At 69.8% G+C, this 17,065-nt stretch carries 17 protein-coding genes and 3 pseudogenes; 7 read left to right on the top strand and 13 right to left on the bottom strand.

The window, feature by feature from the left end; translation table 11 throughout:
* Nucleotides 1–120: 120 nt before the first annotated feature.
* Nucleotides 121–645, bottom strand: coding sequence for an SMI1/KNR4 family protein (locus OHA91_RS00715; protein WP_328738277.1), 525 nt, complete (start codon nucleotides 643–645; stop codon nucleotides 121–123).
* A 376-nt stretch (nucleotides 646–1,021) separates the two neighbouring features.
* Between OHA91_RS00715 and OHA91_RS00710 the strand changes: the two genes are divergently transcribed.
* Nucleotides 1,022–1,405, top strand: a complete 384-nt coding sequence (locus OHA91_RS00710) for a hypothetical protein (RefSeq protein ID WP_328738276.1) — start codon at nucleotides 1,022–1,024, stop codon at nucleotides 1,403–1,405.
* Nucleotides 1,406–1,444: 39 nt separating this feature from the next.
* Here the strand turns inward: OHA91_RS00710 and OHA91_RS00705 are convergent, their stop codons facing one another.
* Together OHA91_RS00705 and OHA91_RS00700 are read right to left on the bottom strand one after the other, a co-directional pair.
* On the bottom strand, nucleotides 1,445–1,873 hold the full coding sequence (locus tag OHA91_RS00705) for a hypothetical protein (protein ID WP_328738275.1): 429 nt from the start codon (nucleotides 1,871–1,873) through the stop codon (nucleotides 1,445–1,447).
* A pseudogene (locus OHA91_RS00700) lies at nucleotides 1,870–2,578 on the bottom strand (transposase). Before OHA91_RS00700 ends, OHA91_RS00705 begins: the two are co-directional and overlap by 4 nt.
* Between OHA91_RS00700 and OHA91_RS00695 the strand changes: the two are divergent.
* From OHA91_RS00695 to OHA91_RS00685, 3 genes are all read left to right on the top strand, one after another.
* The gene (locus OHA91_RS00695) at nucleotides 2,579–2,866 is read left to right on the top strand and encodes an abortive infection family protein (protein ID WP_328741038.1); all 288 of its coding nucleotides are present in this window, start codon (nucleotides 2,579–2,581) and stop codon (nucleotides 2,864–2,866) included.
* 102 nt (nucleotides 2,867–2,968) lie between these two features.
* The gene (locus OHA91_RS00690; protein ID WP_328738274.1) at nucleotides 2,969–3,277 is read left to right on the top strand and encodes a DUF6247 family protein; all 309 of its coding nucleotides are present in this window, start codon (nucleotides 2,969–2,971) and stop codon (nucleotides 3,275–3,277) included.
* Entirely contained in the window at nucleotides 3,274–3,534 is a 261-nt protein-coding gene (locus OHA91_RS00685; protein ID WP_266496745.1) for a hypothetical protein, read from the top strand. Before OHA91_RS00690 ends, OHA91_RS00685 begins: the two co-directional genes overlap by 4 nt.
* A 43-nt stretch (nucleotides 3,535–3,577) precedes the next feature.
* Here the strand turns inward: OHA91_RS00685 and OHA91_RS00680 are convergent, their stop codons facing one another.
* From OHA91_RS00680 to OHA91_RS00670, 3 genes and pseudogenes are all read right to left on the bottom strand, one after another.
* Entirely contained in the window at nucleotides 3,578–3,904 is a 327-nt protein-coding gene (locus OHA91_RS00680) for a hypothetical protein (protein ID WP_157854744.1), read from the bottom strand.
* Nucleotides 3,905–4,109: 205 nt separating this feature from the next.
* Nucleotides 4,110–4,298, bottom strand: a pseudogene (locus OHA91_RS00675) (IS630 family transposase); the annotation flags it as partial.
* Between the two features lie 83 nt (nucleotides 4,299–4,381).
* Nucleotides 4,382–5,130: pseudogene (locus OHA91_RS00670) on the bottom strand (IS481 family transposase); the annotation flags it as partial.
* Nucleotides 5,131–5,430: 300 nt separating this feature from the next.
* On the opposite strand from OHA91_RS00670, the gene OHA91_RS00665 reads away from it, so the two are divergent.
* Nucleotides 5,431–5,805: a hypothetical protein gene (locus tag OHA91_RS00665; RefSeq protein ID WP_266496751.1), complete on the top strand. Its 375-nt coding sequence runs from the start codon at nucleotides 5,431–5,433 to the stop codon at nucleotides 5,803–5,805.
* A gap of 235 nt (nucleotides 5,806–6,040) precedes the next feature.
* Nucleotides 6,041–6,208: a hypothetical protein gene (locus tag OHA91_RS00660; RefSeq protein ID WP_266496753.1), complete on the top strand. Its 168-nt coding sequence runs from the start codon at nucleotides 6,041–6,043 to the stop codon at nucleotides 6,206–6,208.
* Nucleotides 6,209–6,462: 254 nt separating this feature from the next.
* On the opposite strand, the gene OHA91_RS00655 is transcribed toward OHA91_RS00660, so the two are convergent.
* The 5 genes from OHA91_RS00655 to OHA91_RS00635 all read right to left on the bottom strand — a co-directional run bounded on the left by OHA91_RS00655 (nucleotide 6,463) and on the right by OHA91_RS00635 (nucleotide 13,887).
* A complete protein-coding gene (locus OHA91_RS00655) occupies nucleotides 6,463–8,712 on the bottom strand; it encodes a tetratricopeptide repeat protein (RefSeq protein ID WP_328738273.1) in 2,250 nt (749 codons plus the stop codon).
* A 51-nt stretch (nucleotides 8,713–8,763) separates the two neighbouring features.
* A complete protein-coding gene (locus OHA91_RS00650) occupies nucleotides 8,764–9,273 on the bottom strand; it encodes a hypothetical protein (protein ID WP_266496757.1) in 510 nt (169 codons plus the stop codon).
* A gap of 728 nt (nucleotides 9,274–10,001) precedes the next feature.
* Entirely contained in the window at nucleotides 10,002–12,650 is a 2,649-nt protein-coding gene (locus OHA91_RS00645; RefSeq protein WP_328738272.1) for a tetratricopeptide repeat protein, read from the bottom strand.
* Between the two features lie 37 nt (nucleotides 12,651–12,687).
* Complete coding sequence (locus OHA91_RS00640; protein WP_266496761.1) at nucleotides 12,688–13,041, bottom strand: hypothetical protein; 354 nt, start codon at nucleotides 13,039–13,041, stop codon at nucleotides 12,688–12,690.
* A 351-nt stretch (nucleotides 13,042–13,392) separates the two neighbouring features.
* Complete coding sequence (locus OHA91_RS00635) at nucleotides 13,393–13,887, bottom strand: hypothetical protein (protein WP_328738271.1); 495 nt, start codon at nucleotides 13,885–13,887, stop codon at nucleotides 13,393–13,395.
* A gap of 31 nt (nucleotides 13,888–13,918) precedes the next feature.
* Between OHA91_RS00635 and OHA91_RS00630 the strand changes: the two genes are divergently transcribed.
* Complete coding sequence (locus OHA91_RS00630) at nucleotides 13,919–14,194, top strand: isoamylase early set domain-containing protein (RefSeq protein ID WP_328738270.1); 276 nt, start codon at nucleotides 13,919–13,921, stop codon at nucleotides 14,192–14,194.
* A 332-nt stretch (nucleotides 14,195–14,526) separates the two neighbouring features.
* Here OHA91_RS00630 and OHA91_RS00625 read toward each other — a convergent pair whose 3' ends face one another.
* Both OHA91_RS00625 and OHA91_RS00620 read right to left on the bottom strand, forming a co-directional pair.
* Nucleotides 14,527–14,766, bottom strand: coding sequence for a response regulator transcription factor (locus OHA91_RS00625; protein WP_031155569.1), 240 nt, complete (start codon nucleotides 14,764–14,766; stop codon nucleotides 14,527–14,529).
* A 1,756-nt stretch (nucleotides 14,767–16,522) separates the two neighbouring features.
* A complete protein-coding gene (locus OHA91_RS00620; protein WP_328738269.1) occupies nucleotides 16,523–17,056 on the bottom strand; it encodes a hypothetical protein in 534 nt (177 codons plus the stop codon).
* Between the last annotated feature and the right edge of the window lie 9 nt (nucleotides 17,057–17,065).

The raw sequence follows: 17,065 nt of genomic DNA, 5'->3' as shown, positions 1-17,065 counted from the left end.
GCGGATCGGCGGGTTCCACCCTGCACCCACACCATCAGGCGACGACAGAGTCGCCCAAAAGTCACGAACCGCCCGCTGAGCAGCTCTGGAGACAGTGTCCTACTCCGGTGCCCTGACCTGTCAGCCGGTGGTGAACTCCGCGCTACCCTTTCCGTACAGACGCGTCAGCCCTGTCGGGTTCCCATCGAATTCTCCAGTGAGGAGCTGCAGCAGGAATTCCGTCATGGTGCAGTCGTAGACCGTCCACTCGCCTCCGTGCGTATAGACAGCCACAGGCCAGGTGCCGGGTTCGTGGTTGCTCGTGATCCAGCCCAGTACGTCCGCTTCGGCTGTCTCCCCCCAGACCATGATGTCTGCCGGGCTATAGAGCTCGGCGTGCAGCGGCTCGTTCCACTCGTTGACCTCCGGCAGGTCGAGAACATCCGCCGGAAGCCTTGAGGTGTGACGGGAAGGAGCATGAGGATCCACGCTCGGAGCGAAGACGGCCAGCATTCCGTCGATTTCACCGCTGCCGTAGACGGACAGGAAGTTCCTGTAATCGGACGGGAATCGGGTGCCGTACGCCACCGCGATGTCGTCCCAGTCGATGAAGGTCCCCATACTCGACGGCTGCATGAGGTGTCGAAGTCGCTCAAGGGCGGTCATGGTTTCTCTCATCTTTCGTAGTCCAGCCATTCGTGGCCTCGCTTGGGAACCGGTTCTCCACCTTCGGCGACTCGTCCGAGGTCATGCCACTGGCGTGTCGAAGGCCCGTAGGTCTTGGGAACATCATCACACCAGCAGGCGAGCGCCTGCGGACCGGCGGGTTCCGCCGCGCACCCACACCATCAGGCGATGGCAGAGCCACTCAAAGACTCACGAACCGCCCTCTGAGAGGGCGGTTCGTGAGCTGATGTCCGTTGCCGGGTGAGGCTGGGAGGGGCTGCTGTGATGTCGACCGGTAGTTGGCCGTTCCGGTTCCGAGTCGGCCAGCGGGCGGACGCGTGACGGGGCGGGCGGAGACCTCTGGCAGCATGGGCTTGTGACTATTGCGAACGACTCGGACGACCCACTCCAGCTGCTGATGGGCTTGGAGGTCAGCGCCGTGTCTTTCGTGCGCGACTACGTCGAGCTGCACTTCGATGGACCGATTCTGCGGGCCTTGAGCGACCCTTCGGGGGTGTACGGGGGTCGCGAGTGGCACTTTCCCGCAACGGGGTCGCTCGAGTTCATGCGCTGCTACATCGGCAAGACCGTCGACGGCTATGAACTGGATCCAGATCGGATTCTCGCCCTGAACTTCGGAGAGCACCGCTTCGTCATCCCGCTGGACTCCGATTCAGGCGGTGGTCCCGAGGCGGCCCACATGGTCGGCGTCGACGAGAGCGGTCGGGCTTCTGTCCTCGGCGGGATGTGGATCTGGTAGCAAGGGCGGCGCCGATCCGGGGTGGCCGATCGGTCGTGGTCACAGCTGCCGGTCGTGGTGCCCGGACGCCTGCTGCTTCCGGGTGAAGCTGCCGGTATCGACCTCGGTAAGGATATCGAGCTTGACCAGACGTTTCAGCTTGGCACGGGTGCCCTCTATGTTCTTTGGCAGCAGTTCGTGGTCGAGGGCTTCGCAGACATCGCGGGTCCGGAGGGGGCTGGTGGCATCGTTGAAGGCAGCGAGGATGCGGGGGTAGTCCGGGTGCTCGGGCAGGTCCGGCGGGGTGGCCGGGAGCCGGTCGGCGAGGGCGGTGACGGTCTTCCGGGTAGTCGACAGGTGTTCGAGGCGGGTCTCGGCTTCCCGCAGTCTGCCGTGCAGCTCTTCGATCTGGGTGCGGAGGTCGTCGGCCAGGGCCCGGGCGGCGTCCTCTTGGAGGCCGAGCGCGTCCAAGAGGGGCTCGATGTTCACGCTGCCACCGCCTGCGCCTCGCGCCAGGTCGGGGTGTTCGCACCGGTAAGGCGGCGGGCCATGACCTGAGTTATGGCCCAGTAGACGCGGGAGGCGGACGAGGCCGGGTGGTGCTCGTAGTCGCGGACCAGGCGCCGGTGCAGTATCAGGATCCCGTAGGTCTGCTCGACCCTCCACCGCTTCGGCTGCGGGACGAAGCCGGTGTCCTGCGGGTTGCGTTCGACGATCTGCACGTCGACGCCGAGTGCGGTGCCGTGGTCGACCACTGCCTTCTTGAAACCCTGGTCGACCAGCGCCTTCTCGACGGTGCCGCCGGCGTTCTCGGCGACCTGGTCCAGCAGGGTGATGCCCGCAGCGTTGTCGTGCGCGCTCGCGGCCAGGACGGGTCGGGTCCTCTAATCGGCGGGCCCGCTCACGGACCTGGCAGCGTAGGAGTTCGTGGATGACCTGGTCGGTGCCGTCATCCCGCCAGGCGGCGAAGTAGTAATACGTCGCACTCTTCTGCGGCAGGTCGTGCGGCAGGTAGGCCCACTGGCAGCCGGTCCGGCCCTGGTACAGGATCGCGTTCACGATCTCCCTCATCGCGTAGGCGCCCTGGTGGCCGCTGACCGAGCGGTGCCGGTCCTTCCACGCGGTGATCACCGGCTCGATCAACGCCCACTGCTCGTCCGATAAGTCGCTGGGGTAGGGCTTACGTTCGCTCACATCATCACACCAGCAGACAGGTGGCTGGCGATCAAGAAGATCCTTTCCGGGGCGGTCAACATCGCGGTCGGCGTGGCCGAGCTGCGCAACCAGGGCTTCGGCAGTGGGCACGGACAGGCGAGCGCGCCCTCCGGCCTCGGCGCCCGTCATGCCCGCCTGACGGTCAACGCAGCCGTCACGTGGTGCGAACTGCTCCTCGACACCATGGCCGACCCGAGCGCGCCCTGGCGCACCAGTGGACCAGTGGCTGGTCCGGCTGTGCCGGGTACCCGAACCCCGGCCCCGTAAGCCAGGTGCAGACGGGTCCGGGCTGCGGCATCCGTCCGAACCTCCACGGCTCGGTTCCCGTCGTTCTACGGTGGCGGTAGCACCCCGCCGCAGGAGGAGCTGATGAGCGCCCAGCCCGACCACACCCCCGCCGCCCCGTACGCACCCGCGCCCGGGGCGCCGGCCGAACTCCTCGTCCAGCTCCGGGCCGACCGTCGCGCCGAGCGGTGGGTGCCGGCCTTCGAGCGCGAGTGGACGGCCGCGCTGGAGGAGTCGCGCCGGACGTTCTCCTTGAACACCCCGTACGAGGTCGTGCACGTCTGGCAGGCCCGACTCGTCTCCGCCCCGCGGTCGACGCGTTCACCGCTTCCGGCCATGACGAGAGCGGGTTTCGTGGACATGGCCGAGCTCCGCGGCCGGCGGCGCCGGTGAGCCTGCCACCGTACGCGGTCCGCCTCTCGACCTCGGCCGCGAAGGTCCTCGCCGAACTCCCCGAGCACGCCGAAGAGACGGTCTGGGACCTCCTCGACGCCGCCGCGGCCGACCCGTCGGGCTTCCGCCAGTGGGACCCCGACGACCCCGAAGGCGAAGACGTCCGGATCGCGTCCGCCGGCCGCCCGTCCGTCACCTACTTCGCCAACCGAGCGCTCCGGCACCTGTCCGTCCTGGACATCGTCTGGCTCGGCTAGTACCGCGTCAGGCAACGTTCGCCCCCTTGACGAGGGTGGACTGCTACCGCACGCAGGAGCCGTCCGGCGTCATGTCCGGGGAACCCATCCCGAAGGAGTACAGGAGGGTCAGCACACAGGCCGCCACGAACAGGGCCACCCATTTGACCTCGGGTTCGGTCTGATCCGGTAGCACCGCCACCAAGATGGTCTGGAAAAGCCCGAGCAGTAGGGTCATGCCGATCCAGGCGAACGGCATGATCATCACAAAACCCGTACGGGTCGGTGCGTCCATGCCGTGCGCACAGTCCGCCCACCTTTGCGATGCCAGTGCGGTTCCCAGCACAGTGCCCGCCACGGCGAGCAGCGGCCCCGTCACGAACCACCCCAAGCCGGGCTCCTTGCCCTCCCTCGATGCCGTCATTTGTGCCTGACCCCTCCCTTTCGATCTCACGTACCGGAGCACACACGCCCCCGAACCCCTGCCCGGTTCCCGCGCCGAGAGCGCCATCCCGCTGCCCTTGGCCGCATTTCAGGCCGCCTCGACGAACATGTCGAACTGCATCGCTGAGCACACCGGAGCTAGTGCCGCATCAGTCGCGGACCCGGTCCACGCTGGTGAACGTCACCTCAGCGATCTTCGCCACCGGCATCCCCTGCGCTGACAGCAGCACCATCTGGGCCCGCCGCCAAGTCACCACCGACCCGGTGCCCCTGCGGATGATCTGCAGTAACCGCCTGCCCTCGGCGTCGTCAATTTCCCGGACCTGCGCGCGTTCAGCCACATGATCATTCTGGGCGTCTGGCGCCGCCCGTCGTAGCAACCGGACGACATGTCAGGACGGGGCGAACGTTGCTTGATACGGCACTAGATGTATTGGCTCGCAGGGTTGTTTACGCGGCTGATGGGTGGCTTGCCGTCGAGTGCGGTGTGGCAGCGGTGGTGGTTGTAGGTGTGGAGGAAGTCTGCCAGGGCTGCTGTCCGCTCGTCGTTTGAGGTGTAGGGCTTCAGGTAGGCCCATTCGTCGAGGAGGGTGCGGTTGAAGCGTTCGACCTTGCCGTTGGTCTGGGGCCGGTAGGCGCGGGTGAGTTTGCCGGGCGCGCCGAGATCGGAGAGGGCGTTCTTCCAGGCTTTGGCCTTGCGGTAGGCCCAGGCGTTGTCGGTCAGCACGCGGTCGACCCGGTCGATGCCATGGCCGTGGAAGAAGGCGGCGGCCCGGCGGAGGAAGCCCGCGCAGGTGTCGGCCTTCTCGTCGGCGTGGATCTCGCTGTGGGCGAGCCTTGTGTAGTCGTCGACGGCGGAGTGGACGTAGTCGAAGCCGACACCGGTCTTCTTCTTCCGCCGGCCTCCTGGCCCAGGACCTTGTGGCCTCCGCCGTCGGGGATACGGCCGAGCTTCTTCACGTCGACGTGGACGAGTGCGCCGGGCTTCTCACGTTCGTAGCGGCGGATCACCTTGCCGGTGGTGAGACGGTGCAGGCCGTGGCGGGTCAGGATCCGGTGCACGGTCGAGGCCGGCAGTCCCAGCACGGGGCCGATCCGTGCCGGGCCGAGCTTTCGTGTCTGCCGCAGTTCACATACCCGCGCCTCAACGTGGGCGGGGGTGCGGTGCGGAGTCCTCCCCCGCCCAGACCGGGCAAGTGAGTCGCCCCTGCCGAAGCTGACGCTCCACCAGCAGCGCGTCCGAGTCGACAACCAGCACCGACACCTCCACCTGCCCTGCAACGATCAGCCGGAACCTCTCCAAACGGACCAGCGGTCATGCTCGACTTGCGCGATCACCTGTGCGCCCTGTTTGGCTTTGTGATCCCGCGGACGAGGTCGAGACCTCATCCGCTTCGTCTGGATGGTGCGAGCTCGGACAATGGGAGAGCTGGAAGTAGCGACTCTCCGAGATCGAAGCAGGTTGCTGAGCCAATGAATGAAACGCCGTCCACCACGCAGATGGTCACCTTTGCGGCCTGGCGGGACGATGCCCTTCGCTCGGGCCGCCCGGCTGATCGCCGCTACGTCACCCTGGCTGAGCTTGTGGTCCGACTATGGAGTTACGGACTCGGGCTGACGTGGAAGGCTCAGATGTTCGACGAGCAGCCACACCCGGCGTTCGCTCGGATGATGAAGGCTTCGGCAGGCACCGGAGTCCCCACCCTTGAATTGCTGGCCATGGACGCGCCCTATCTGCAGGCGGTCGATGGAGACTTCGAGGGCTATGCGGGCAACGAACTCGTAGTGACCTTGGGGAGTTCGACAGTTCCAGTTGGGATGTCCGCACAGCCGACGCATGGGTGCTGAGTGAGATCCAACGGTGTTACCCAGACACCAGGCCAATGACCTCAGACGAATGGGACTCCACGAACTGATCCTCTGAGGATGGAGCCACGTGGCCAGCGGCCCCGTTTGCCGGCTATGCGTGGGCTCTTCGTGCTCACGGTGTCGTCGTACACGAAGCAACCATCAGAACCCAGACACCGACACGGCCTGTGCACAACAAGAGTGTCGCAGTCACCCCGCTTCATCGCCACGCAGAGTGTCGTTTCACAACACCGTACGCATCTGGGCCACCGACACCGGCCCCACCACCGACGCCCTCCCCGCAACCGTCCTCACCGCCCCGAACCACCTCAGTCCCCACCTGGACAACTTCGACTGGAGCAGCCCCGAAGCCCACTGGGACGCGCATCCCCCCTCAGCTTGATCATCTTCACGGTCTTTCCGTGCTCGTAGCGTCCGGCCGGCCAGCGGTCGCCTCGACGCCCAGCCCCGAGCCGGCACACGGTGTTCTGCGAGCGCTGGGCCGACTCGGCTTCATCGACCACTCCACGGTGTTCGCCCCGTGATCATCCCCACCGCCAACGCGAGAGATGCGTGCCTTCGTGGGCCGCGGCGTCGAGGCGCGCAGACAGCTGGCGGCCGGCCCGTCCACCTGCCCGCGTAGACGGTCGGCCCGGGTCATGACGGCTCGACGTTGTCCCGCTCGGCAATGGCCCTGGTGAGATTGCCTCGGAGCATTTCGGTGAACGGGTGGTCCTCGCCCAGGATCCGCACGGTGTCGCTCAGGGTCTGCTCGTACAGGGGGATGGCCCGTTCCAGGTCTCGCGCCGATTCGTAGGTGTGGGCGAGGTTGTTGCGGCTGGTCAGGGTGTCGGGGTGGTCATCGCCCAGGACCCGGACCCGATAGCTGAGAGTCAGTCCGTGCAGGGAAGCGGCCCGTTCCAGGTCCCCCGCTATTTCGTAGGTGTAGGCGAGGTTGTTGCTGGTGGTCAGGGTGTCGGGGTGGTCCTCACCCATGACACGGAGCCGATCGACTAGGGTCTGCTCGTACAGGGCAATGGCCCGCTCCGGATCCCCTGCCGATTCGTAGGTGGAGGCGAGGTTGTGGCGGTAGGTCAGCGTGGAGGGGTGGTCCTCGCCCAGAAGCCGCTCGGTGTCGGTGAGTGACTGTTCGTACAGGGGGATGGCTCGCTCCAGGTCTCCGGCCGATTCGTACGCGCTGGCGAGGTTGTTGCGGGAGATCAGGGTGTCGGGGTGGTCCTCACCCATGACCCGCGCGGTGTCGGTGAGTGACTGTTCATACATGGGGATGGCCCGTCCCAGGTCCCCCGACCATTCGTATGCGCTGGCCAGGTTGTTGAGGTAGGTCAGGGTGTAGCGGTGGTCCTCGCCCAGGAGCCGCACGGTGTCGGTGAGGGCGCGTTGGAAGTAGGTGGTCGCAGGGCCGGACTGGCCTTGGTTGCCGAGGAAGAGTGCCGTCTCGTTGAGGATGCGGGCGGCATTGATGGTGCCTTCGGTGTTGATGGTGTGGGTGGCGAACGCGTCGATGTGCGGGAGCAGAGTGCGCCAGGTGTCCCAGGTGTCAGGGGTGTTCCAGGCCTCGGGGAGGTTGGTGTACAGGCCCTGGGTGGCTTGTTCGCGGGCTTGGTCGATGAGTTGCGGGGTGCGGTGGGGATCCTCGGGGTCGGGGGTGCGTGCGAGGGCCTGGACGAGCCGGTGGATGGCGAGGGTGTTGGCTGCGGGGTCAGGAGTGATCATGCTGTAGGCGGTCAGGAGGCCGAGGGCGGCGCTGTCTGCGGGCGGGTCGACCGTGCCGGCGTGGTGCAGGACGGCGGGGATGTGGTCAGGGGCGTACCACGCGAGGGTGCGCAGCAGGTCGGCGGCGTGGGGCTGAATGCGAGTGATGCAGTCGAGGGTGATGTTCCAGACGCGCGCAATGGTGGCCCCGGCGGCAGTGGTGGCCGCGCCGGCGCGGTACATCTGCGCGGGGTGCTGGGAGAGGAGGTGCAGGTAGGCGCGGGGGGTGGTGAGCGGGTTCTGCGCCAGGTAGGCGGCGACCTGTTCGATGGCCAGGGGGAGGTGGCCGAGGGTTTCGCACAGGTCGGCCGCGCCGTCCAGGTCCCGGGCGGGATGCGGGCCGGTGGTGATGCGGGTGAGCAGAGCCAGGGACTCGGCCGGTAGGAGGATGTCGAGGCGGACGAGGGTGGCGGCGTCGGTCCACGCGGTGGCGAGTCGACTGGTGATCAAAAACCTGCCGCCTGGGGCGCGGGCGATCAGGGGGGCGATATCGGCGGGATCGTTGACGTTGTCCAGGACGATCAGCCAGCCGGTGTGGCTGGCCAGCCACTGCAGGCCCCACTCGGCGAGTGCCTCGACCGGCAGGGCGCGCGCGAGTACGGGCTGCAGGGCTGTGGCGAGGTCCGCCAGGCCCTTCTGCACGGCGGCGGGACTGTCGGCGGTGATCCACCGGACGGGCGCGCGGCCGTGGAGGCGGGTGGCTGCCCAGTGCGCGGCCAGGGTGCTCTTTCCGATCCCGCCGAGCCCGGCAACCGCCTGGACCAAGGCCGTGCCGGGGGAGGCGAGCGCGGTGTCGAGGAGGTCGAGTTCGCGGTCGCGCCCGACGAACAGGCCCGGCTGGTAAGGCAGGTCGTTCAGGCCCGTCGGGGCATCCACCTCGGCGGGCGGCCGCAGCGCCTCGGGTGGCAGCTGTACGGTGGGTTTGTAGACGCCGGTGACGGCGATGGCGCCCGCCCCGATGGCCTGGGCGTTCCCCGTCCGGTAGGCCACGGCGTCGGCGTCCCCGACGTTGGCGAACGCGTTCTGCCAGGTGGTCGCCTGTGATGCTCGGTCAACGTCCGCGACATCAGCCGGCATCGTCGCGGCCGCGTCCTCGCCGGATCCCTTCTTGCGCCACCGCCAGCGGGCCACGCCATCCCCCTCGGTTCATTCTGCGAACGGCTGCGATGCAGGGTGGAGGGACTATCCGGTGACGATGCCGGTGACGGCGGTGGAGCCCGGGCCGGTGGCCTCCGCGTTCCCGGTGTGCGCGGCCCGGGCGGGACCACGGTGGCCGCCGCTGCTGTGCTTGACGCCCGTGACGGCGCTGCCCCCGTCACGGGCCACCGCCGTGCCCGTCGCGACGGCGGTGTCCCCCGCCGAGGCGGCCACGAACGCCAGCAGGTCCCGCAGCTGCCCGGCCACCTGTTCCCGCCCTGCGTCGTCCAGGCCCTCCAGCAGAGCCTCGAACCGCCCCGCCCACACGCCTTCCTCCCGGAGCCGCTGCGGGGCCGTGCCGTCCGTATCGCCCGGCGCCAGAACGCGTGCGGTGTGGTCCAGGCGCTCCAGCTCGGCGGGGATCCGCGCCGCATCACCGCGGCCGAAGATTTCCCCCACCCGCTGTCGCATCCCGTTCCACGCATCCGTCCCCGCGGCCTGCACCACAGCGCCACCACCCGCCGCTGCCAACGCCGCCAGCGCCTCCATCAACATGTCGTCTCCTTCGCATCCATGTCCGACTGTCGATCACTCTTCGCAACCAGGCGGCCACGCGTCCGTGACCCTTTCCCGTCAACACGGTTGAGAACCGCGGCAAGTTCCCGCTGAGCGGCCCTGGTTCGGCTGCTGGTACCGGCACCCGCCCGTACCCGAGTGATGGAAACCGCCGTCCCGGCCCCCTGAGCGGCTCTTCGACGAGGAGACGGCCCCCAGAGCCCGGTCGGGCAGGCGTGCGCGGCTTTCACCCCCCGGGTGAATGGGAGAGGGCAGTGGGGAAGCGGAGGGTGTGTCGTCTGCGGGCGAGGATGTAGATGTTGTTCACCCAGCCGATCCTGCCGTCGGGCAGCTCGACCAGCGCCCACCAGCGGCTGCGGTACCCGCTGTCGACAGCGGATCCGGATGAACTCGCAGTGCACGGTGGCGTCACCGGGGCGGTTGACCGGTGCGCCGGGGAACGAAGTGTTGTGCGAGCCACCGCCGACGTACACCGCGGAGATCCAGCCCAGCGTCCGGCTCGGAGTGATGATCTGCACCCAGCCCGTATGCGTCCACCGGCCGCCCTCATGCGCCCGGCCTCGCGTCCGTCCATCTCGACCGTGCCGAGGGTGGTGGCCACCGCCTCGAGCGGTACGTCGCGGGCGGTGACTTCGTACGCAGCGTCCTGGCCGGTCTGGGCGATGACGTACCGCGGCGTGGTCCGGACCCCGATGTCCGGGGGCCATTTACGCCTGTCTCCTCCCGTGGCCGAGGTCTTCTCGAACAATCAGCACCTCAAATCCGTCCGAGCCCTGTATCCGACCCAGGGACTCCAGGAGATCGGTGAGGGTCGCCTGCACGACCTCGGCCTCATCCCCCGCCTGCCGCTGCATGTCGGCGAGCGTGGCCCGGACACTGCGGGTCGTGCGGTGGTCCTCGCCCAGCACCCGCCCCAGGCACTCGTGGAGGTCGGTGAGGGCCTGCAGGGCCCCGGTCGCATCCCCCGCCCGCCACCGCATGGCGGCGAGATTGGTCCGTGCGGTGAGGGTTGTGCCGTGGTCCGGTTCCAGCACTCGCTCCAGGAGCTCCAGGAGGTCAGTGAGGGCCTGCGCGGCCCCGGCGGCATCACCCGCCTCCCCCCGCCTGGCCGCGAGGTGGGACCGGGTGTCGAGGGTGTCGGGGTGCCCCTCGCCCAGCACCCGGATCCGGTCGGCCAGGAGCTCGGTGAGGGCCTGTGCGGCTCCGGCCGCATCACCGGCCTCCCCCCGCCAGCCGGCGAGGTTGTTGCGCATCGTGAGGGTTGTGGGATGGTCCGGGCCCAGCACCCGCACCATGGACTCGACGACTTCGGTGAGGGCCTGCACAGCGCCGGCCTCATCGCCCGCCCGCCCCTGCCAGGAGGCGAGGTTGCCGCGGGCTGTGAGGGTCGTGTAGTGGTTCGGGCCCAGCACCCGCACCATCGACTCCAGGAGGTCGGTGAGGGCTTGAGCGGCTCCGGCCGCATCACCGGCCTCCCCTCGCATGGCTGCAAGGTTGTTCCGTGCGGTGAGGGTGTCGGGGTGGTCCGTACCCCGAACCCGCACCATGGATTCCACGAGGTCGGTGAGGGCTTGTACGGCATCGGCCGTGTCCCACGCATTTCCACGCATGGCTGCGAGGTTGTTCCGCGCGGTGAGCGTGTTGGGGTGGTCCTCGCCCAGGCTGCTGCCACACGTGGTGACAAGGCTCCTGAAGTGGTCGATGGCGGCGGTCACCTGTCCGGATTCGCCGAGGCTGATTCCGAGGCGGTACAGCACCGGGTGCGCGTCAGGCGAGTACAGGGCGTCTTCGGCGTGGCGGGTGAGGGCGTCGGCGTTGGTCCGGAACATCCGGGCAAGGTCGGTGTCGCGCTCGATCTTGGGCCAGGTGTCCATGAGGGCGTCGGCGGCGGTGCGTGCAGTGTGGTAATGCTGGTTGGGCGTGAGGGTGTCGCGGGTGGCGTGTTGGATGAGCTGGTGTACCCGGACGACCTGGTGGGGAGTGCCGGGTTGGTGGTCGATGAGGCTGAGCCGGTCCAGCGCGCGCAGAGCCCCCTGCGCCTCCTTGGGGCTGACCGGTGTCAACGGCCGCCACCGTCTGCCCGGCCACCACTTCGGCAGCCACGGGTGGGTGGGCCCCGCCGGGGTGCGGTGGGCGGCGAGGTGGGTGCGGGCCGACGGGCTGGAGACGATGACCTGGGGTATGCCGTTGGCGTCCAGAAGGGCGGCGAGGTGGAGCATGGGGCGGGCCAGGCCGACAGGGCGCAGGGTGTCGGCGCGGTCGATGGAGAGGGACCAGGCGGCGGCGAGGGCGGTTGCCTGCTCGTCGGGCAGGGATTCCGGGGTGAGGTCGGTGAGGGTGGTGGCCCGGTCGGCCAGCAGGTAACGGTAGACGGCCGCGCTCTCACCCGAGTCGACGATGTACGCGGCGGCCTGGGCCAGCGCCAGGGGAAGGTGTCCGAGGTCGTGGGCGAGGGCGGCGAGCTGGTCGGCGGGTTCGGTGCGCCCTTGGGAGTTCAGTGATGCGGTGAGGTAGGCGAGGGATTCGTCGGCGGTGAACAGACTGACGTCGATGCGGCGGCGGCCCTCACCGAAGAGAGCGGCGTCGCGGCGGCGGGTGGTGAGAAGGGTTCGGCCGTGCGGGCCGGCCGGTGGCCACAGGCTGTAGCAGCGGGCGGGATCATCCCGCCCGACGATGAGATCACCCGGGTCGGCCACATCGTCGAGGACGACCAGCCACCGGCACGGCCGCTGCCCCGGCTTGTGGGCCAGCCAGGCCAGGAACTGCTTCGCAGCCTGCTCGGGGTTGGCGGGGTCGGCCCGGCACAACTCGACGCCGGCCTGCGCGTACCCGCTCACCACCGCTGACTGTGTGCTTGCGGTGATCCAGACGAGGACGTCCAGGCTGCTGTCGTTCCAGGCGGTGCGGGCGTAGTCGGCGGCGAGCTGGGTCTTGCCGACTCCTCCCATCCCGGTCAGCACCTGGGAGAGTACGGCGGTGCCCCCGCCGTCCACCGCGTCCCGCAGCCGGTCCGCCTCGGCCCGCTGCTGAAACGAGCGTGCCGAGGACGGTACGACGCCGACCTGATGCGGCCAGGCCGCCGGATCCCGCGCCGAGCCCTTTCGCAGGGTCAGCTTCTCGACGTTCATCTGGTGGACGTAGCCGGTGTTGACGAGTGCACCGTCCGAGCCCGTGGCATTCCCGGTACCGGACAGATGCACCGAGCCGGGAGCACTGCCGCCTCTCGGCGCGGGCCCTTGGTAGCCGGTGGTCGCGGTGGCCGCGGACGTAGCCGCGGCGTTCCCGGTCTTGTTCGCCGAGACCCCTGCGCCGGTGGTCTTCGCGCGTTTCCGCCGGCCCTTGTTCTTCCTGCCCACGCGGTCTGTCTCCCCCTACCTGGCCGCTGTCAGGTGGTCAGCTGTAGTCGATGCCGGTGCTGGCGCTGCTGCCGGGACCGTCAGCCGTGGCGTCTCCGGTCTCCTCCGCCCTCGCCGAACCGCGGCCCCGGCCGCCGGTGCGCTTGACTCCGGTGAATGCCCTGCCACCGCCGGTGGCACGAGCGCGGCCGGTCCGGGTCGAGCTGTCGTCCGTGAGGTTCGCCGGGTGCTGGAGCAGAGCCCAGACCAGGGCGGCGATGCCGGCTGCGGCCTGAACCGTGGCCCCGGCCAACTGGCCCGTATTGGGACCGTCCAGAAGCCAGAACAGCGGCGTCGACAGGATGCCCACCGCCGCCAGTGCGACAATCGTGATCTTCCATCCCCGCGACACAGCAGTTCCCCTCGCCCTGGCCCAGTGACCACACCCCCGGCGGCCCGCTGCCTCGTAGTGTCCCGCGCAGCCCTCCATCCGCACCGGGAAACGCGGCAATTCGCCGTCCCACTAGCCCGCCCGCCCGCGGCCAGCCCAGGCAGCCCTGCTGACCGGTTCAGAGGAGATGGGTACCCGAAACGGCCCCGAGGCAGCGGTCACCAGGTGCGGCGTGCCGGCTTGAGCCGAGGCTTCGGGCATGGGCCCGGGTTCCCGATGATCTCAGTCGTTCGACGCGGGCGGAGAGGGGCAGCGGTGGATCGAAGGCGACACCGTGGTCGGTCAGCGACCGTGCCATCCGGTCGAAGTCGATCATCCCGTTGTCGATCCGAATTCCGGTACCGGGGTGATGTCCCGAGGGTCGGTCAGCAAGGGAAGAGGGGTGCCCCGCGACGCGACCGTCAGCGAGGCACTACCGTGCAGTGCTTCCAGCATCGTCATGGGGTTCGCAGTGACCCTCACCTTGTCGGACGCCCCCGACGAGGGCCCGAGCGCGTCGAAGTCGATCCGCAGGCTCGCGCCGGCCAGGTCTAGTTCCGGGATCTGTACGTACGACAGATCGGGGACCACGACGCTCGCCCGGGGCACGGATGCCCGCTCCATGTCGATCCGAACGCCCGGCCGCTCGTAGCGCAGTGCCTCGAGCCGGACTCCGGTCGCCGCAGCGACCCCGTCCTCGACGCGCAGACGTTCGGCGCTCAGCGTCCCGACGCTGATGTTGCCGGGGGTGGTGGGGGCTGGGGGTGGGGTGGGGGTGGGTTTCGGGGTGCGGCCTGGTGGTGGAGCGTTGAGGATGGGCCAGTACATCCCCCTCATGCCGCTAGTCAGGAGCTGCCCCGTGTTGGAGCGCACGTTGCGTAAGGATCGCACCGAGGTCACCTTTGTCCTGCCTGCGGACAGCCCGCCGGGGCCGGTGAGTGTGGTGGGGGATTTCAACGGCTGGCAGCCGGGGGTGCACACTCTGGAGCCGCGTATGGACGGCAAGCGGGCGGTCACTCTGACGCTGCCCAGTGAGCACACGCATTCGTTCCGTTATCTGGCGGCGGGTGACTACTGGTTCAATGATGAGAGTGCCGGTGACCGGGATGGTCCCAACAGTCGTCTGCACACCTGACCCCCGTCTCCGGCCGGCCGGCCCCGTCCTGCGCGCCCGTCGGCCGCCGGTGCCCCCCCGGGTGCGGGCCCCCGGCGGCTTGCCCCCGGTGCCTGCCGCCGGTGCCGGTCCCCGGTGTGCGGGCTCCTGGTGTGGGCCGCCGGTGCGGGCTCCCGGTGTGGGCCGCCTGGTGCGGGCCGCCGGTGTGGGCCGCCGGTGTGGGCTGCCTGGTGTGAGTTCCTGTGGTGTGGGCCCCGGTGTGACGTGGCCGGGGCCCGTGCGCGGGGGCGTGCGGGGTCCGGGGGAAAAACCGGCTGGTGAGGGCTCGGGGGCGGGGTGGGGGTGTGGTGTGGTCACAGGCCCAGGGCGATGGCGATGCGGGTCATCTCGGCGGTGCTGTTGACGTTCAGCTTGGCCCGGATGCGGCGCAGGTAGGCGTCGACGGTGTGCTTGGACAGTCCCATGTGGCGGGCTGTTTGGAGGTAGGTGCGTCCGGCGGCGATGTGCCGCAGTGCCTCCTGCTCGCGGGGGGCCAGTTCAGGCGCGGGGGCGGCGGTGGCTGCGGTGTGCGGCGTGGTGAGTGTGGGAGTCATCGGATTTCCTCCGCCGTATCGGCTCGGTCATCGCTGCTCGCGTCCTCGGAAGCAGTAGGAACATTCCGGCCGAATGTCCCTTTTGTTCTCTTGTTTAGAGCGTGGCCGTGGGACTTCATGAGGCTGTCCGGCGACTGTCACAGCCGTGTGACAGGCCCCCCGCCGCCCCCCTTCCCCCGCCGCCCCCCTTCCCCCGCCGCCCCCCTTCCCCCGCCGCCCCCCTTCCCGTGCCGGTCCCCTTCCCGTGCCGGTCCCCTTCCCGTGCCGGTCCCCTTCCCCCCCCCGCCACCCTCTTTTCCCATGCTGTCCCCTTGTCCCGCGGCGTCCGCGGCGCTTGCGGTGGTTGCGGTGTGGGTGGCCGGTCCAGGTCGTCGAGGATCCGTTGGAAGGGCTGGCGCAGAGCCGTGGCGACCGGCCCGGCATCGGGGTGTACGTGGGCGGGAACATTCCCGCGCCGCGGCCGCGGCGCAGCTGGGGCGGGGTGCGGGTCGCGGGCGGGGCGGGCGGGGCGGGCGGTCCTTTACGGCGCGCGTGGTGGCGGCGGCCGGTTGTGGCGGGTGCGGGCGGGTGGGGGTGGGGTCGGTGGTGAGGTTGCCGCGTGGTGCGAACGCGGCAACCTCCCGGGCCGGTGTTGCCGGTTGCGGGGTTGGCCTGTCCGGTGGTGCGACACTGCCCGTCAGGGCGTGCGCGGTGGCGGGGTGGGTGGTGGTGCGGGGGATTGGGCGCAGGGTGCGTTCGGTCGGGTGTGTGCGGTATCGGCGGGGGTGGTTTCGTTGTGGGCGCCTGTGTGGGCGGGGTGGTCCGTGGCGGGTGTCCGGGATGGCGGTGGTCGTGGCCGGTGCCTGCGGCAGCCGGGTGCGGCGGGTGCCCGGCCCGCCGCCGGGATGCGCTGCGGGTCGGGTGGTCGCAGTGGCGGCGTCGGCGTGGTCGTCACGGCCGCCGGGGCCGTGGTCTCCCGCGGCCGGTTTGCGGGGTAGGCGTCGGGTGGGGTGAGGGCCGGTGGCGGGACGCGGGCGCCTGGATGTTCAGCTGCCCGCCGGTCTTCAGGGCCGTTTCGGCCGGCGGGCGCGGCGCCGCCGGGTCGGGGGTCGGGGGTGTGGCGGGTTGAGGGTCCGTGGTGGTGGCTGGCCGTGCCCGCGAGGACTCCCAGGGGCTTGTTCCGGTGAGGTTCGTGCAGGTCAGCGGGTCTCCGCGGCGTCTCCAGCGGGTGGCGCGATCGCCGCGGAGGCCGGGGCTGGTCGGTGCCCGGTCGTGCAGCGGTCTGCCGGGCGGCCGGGTCCGTCTTGGCGATCCGTGCCGCGGCCGGCCTTTCCACGCGCAGTACCTTCCCGTGCCCGGGCTTTCGGGGTTCACGGGCCGGCGTGGTCTCTCATCCTGTGGCCCACACAGTCCGCCGCCCGCCCGGGACTCGCCGCCGCACGGAGTACTACCGCGGACGCGGCTGTGCGGCTGCGGCTGTGCAGGGTTCGTCCGTCCGGTCTTGTGCCCGGGTCCTGTCCGACGTTGCGGGGTTGCTGCTTCGCGTGTGTGCTGTACACGCCGGCCCGGTTTGACGCGAGCGGCCGGGGCGGGCCGGCCCGGAATCTGGCCGGTGTGCGGGGGCCCGTGGGGGCGGGTCCCTATGAGGGGCGGGGTTCCCATGGAGCCGAGGGCGGCATGTCACACCCGCGACCCGGCGACCTCGCGACCCGGCGACCCGGCGACTTCGCGCCCCCGCAACCGTGCGTGCCCGCGTGCTTGCGGCTGGGGTTCCGTGTCAGGAGCTGGGTGTGGGGGTGGGGCTGGGGGTGTCGTACACGAGCTTGTAGGTCACGTCCTTGGGGACGGGGGCCGGCGCGGTGTCGGTGTACAGGAGCCGGATCGTGGCGAACCGCTGGGTGCCGGGGCGGTCGGGCCAGGGCTGCGGGTCGCTGAGGGTCACGGTCACCGGGTAGGGGCGGAAGCGGCCTGCTGCGCAGTAGGGGCGGCAGTCGTTGACCATGTCGGTGCCGGTGGCTGTTGCGGTCTTGGGTCCCCAGGTGTTCCAGCGCAGGTCGACGAGCCGGTTGTTGCCGTCGCCGCAGGCCAGCAGGTACTCGTCGGGGCGTACCTGGCCCTTGGAGAAGCAGTCGACCACCACCGGGTCGGGTGCGGGCGCGGGTGCGGGGTGGGATGCGGAGGCCGGTACGGCGGCGGCCACGAGGGCTGCTGCGGCGCTCAGCAGGATCCCGGTCCGGGTCCGGGTCCGGGTCCGGGTGCGGGTGTGGGCCTGCGGTCCGCGGGGGTTGCGGCCGTCTCCTGAAGCGTCCACGAGACCTCC

It is taken from the genome of Streptomyces erythrochromogenes, from assembly GCF_036170895.1.
Lineage (GTDB): Bacteria > Actinomycetota > Actinomycetes > Streptomycetales > Streptomycetaceae > Streptomyces > Streptomyces erythrochromogenes.
The sequence above is the reverse complement of the archived record's forward strand: the minus strand, read 5'-3'. Positions and strand labels throughout refer to the sequence as shown.

Excerpts from the sequence above, each read along its gene's own strand:
- OHA91_RS00715 (WP_328738277.1), bottom strand. The coding sequence starts at position 645 with ATGACCGCCCTTGAGCGACTTCGACACCTCATGCAGCCGTCGAGTATG.
- OHA91_RS00690 (WP_328738274.1), top strand. The coding sequence starts at position 2,969 with ATGAGCGCCCAGCCCGACCACACCCCCGCCGCCCCGTACGCACCCGCG.
- OHA91_RS00665 (WP_266496751.1), top strand. The coding sequence starts at position 5,431 with ATGAATGAAACGCCGTCCACCACGCAGATGGTCACCTTTGCGGCCTGG.
- OHA91_RS00650 (WP_266496757.1), bottom strand. The coding sequence starts at position 9,273 with ATGTTGATGGAGGCGCTGGCGGCGTTGGCAGCGGCGGGTGGTGGCGCT.
- OHA91_RS00635 (WP_328738271.1), bottom strand. The coding sequence starts at position 13,887 with ATGTACTGGCCCATCCTCAACGCTCCACCACCAGGCCGCACCCCGAAA.
- OHA91_RS00625 (WP_031155569.1), bottom strand. The coding sequence starts at position 14,766 with ATGACTCCCACACTCACCACGCCGCACACCGCAGCCACCGCCGCCCCC.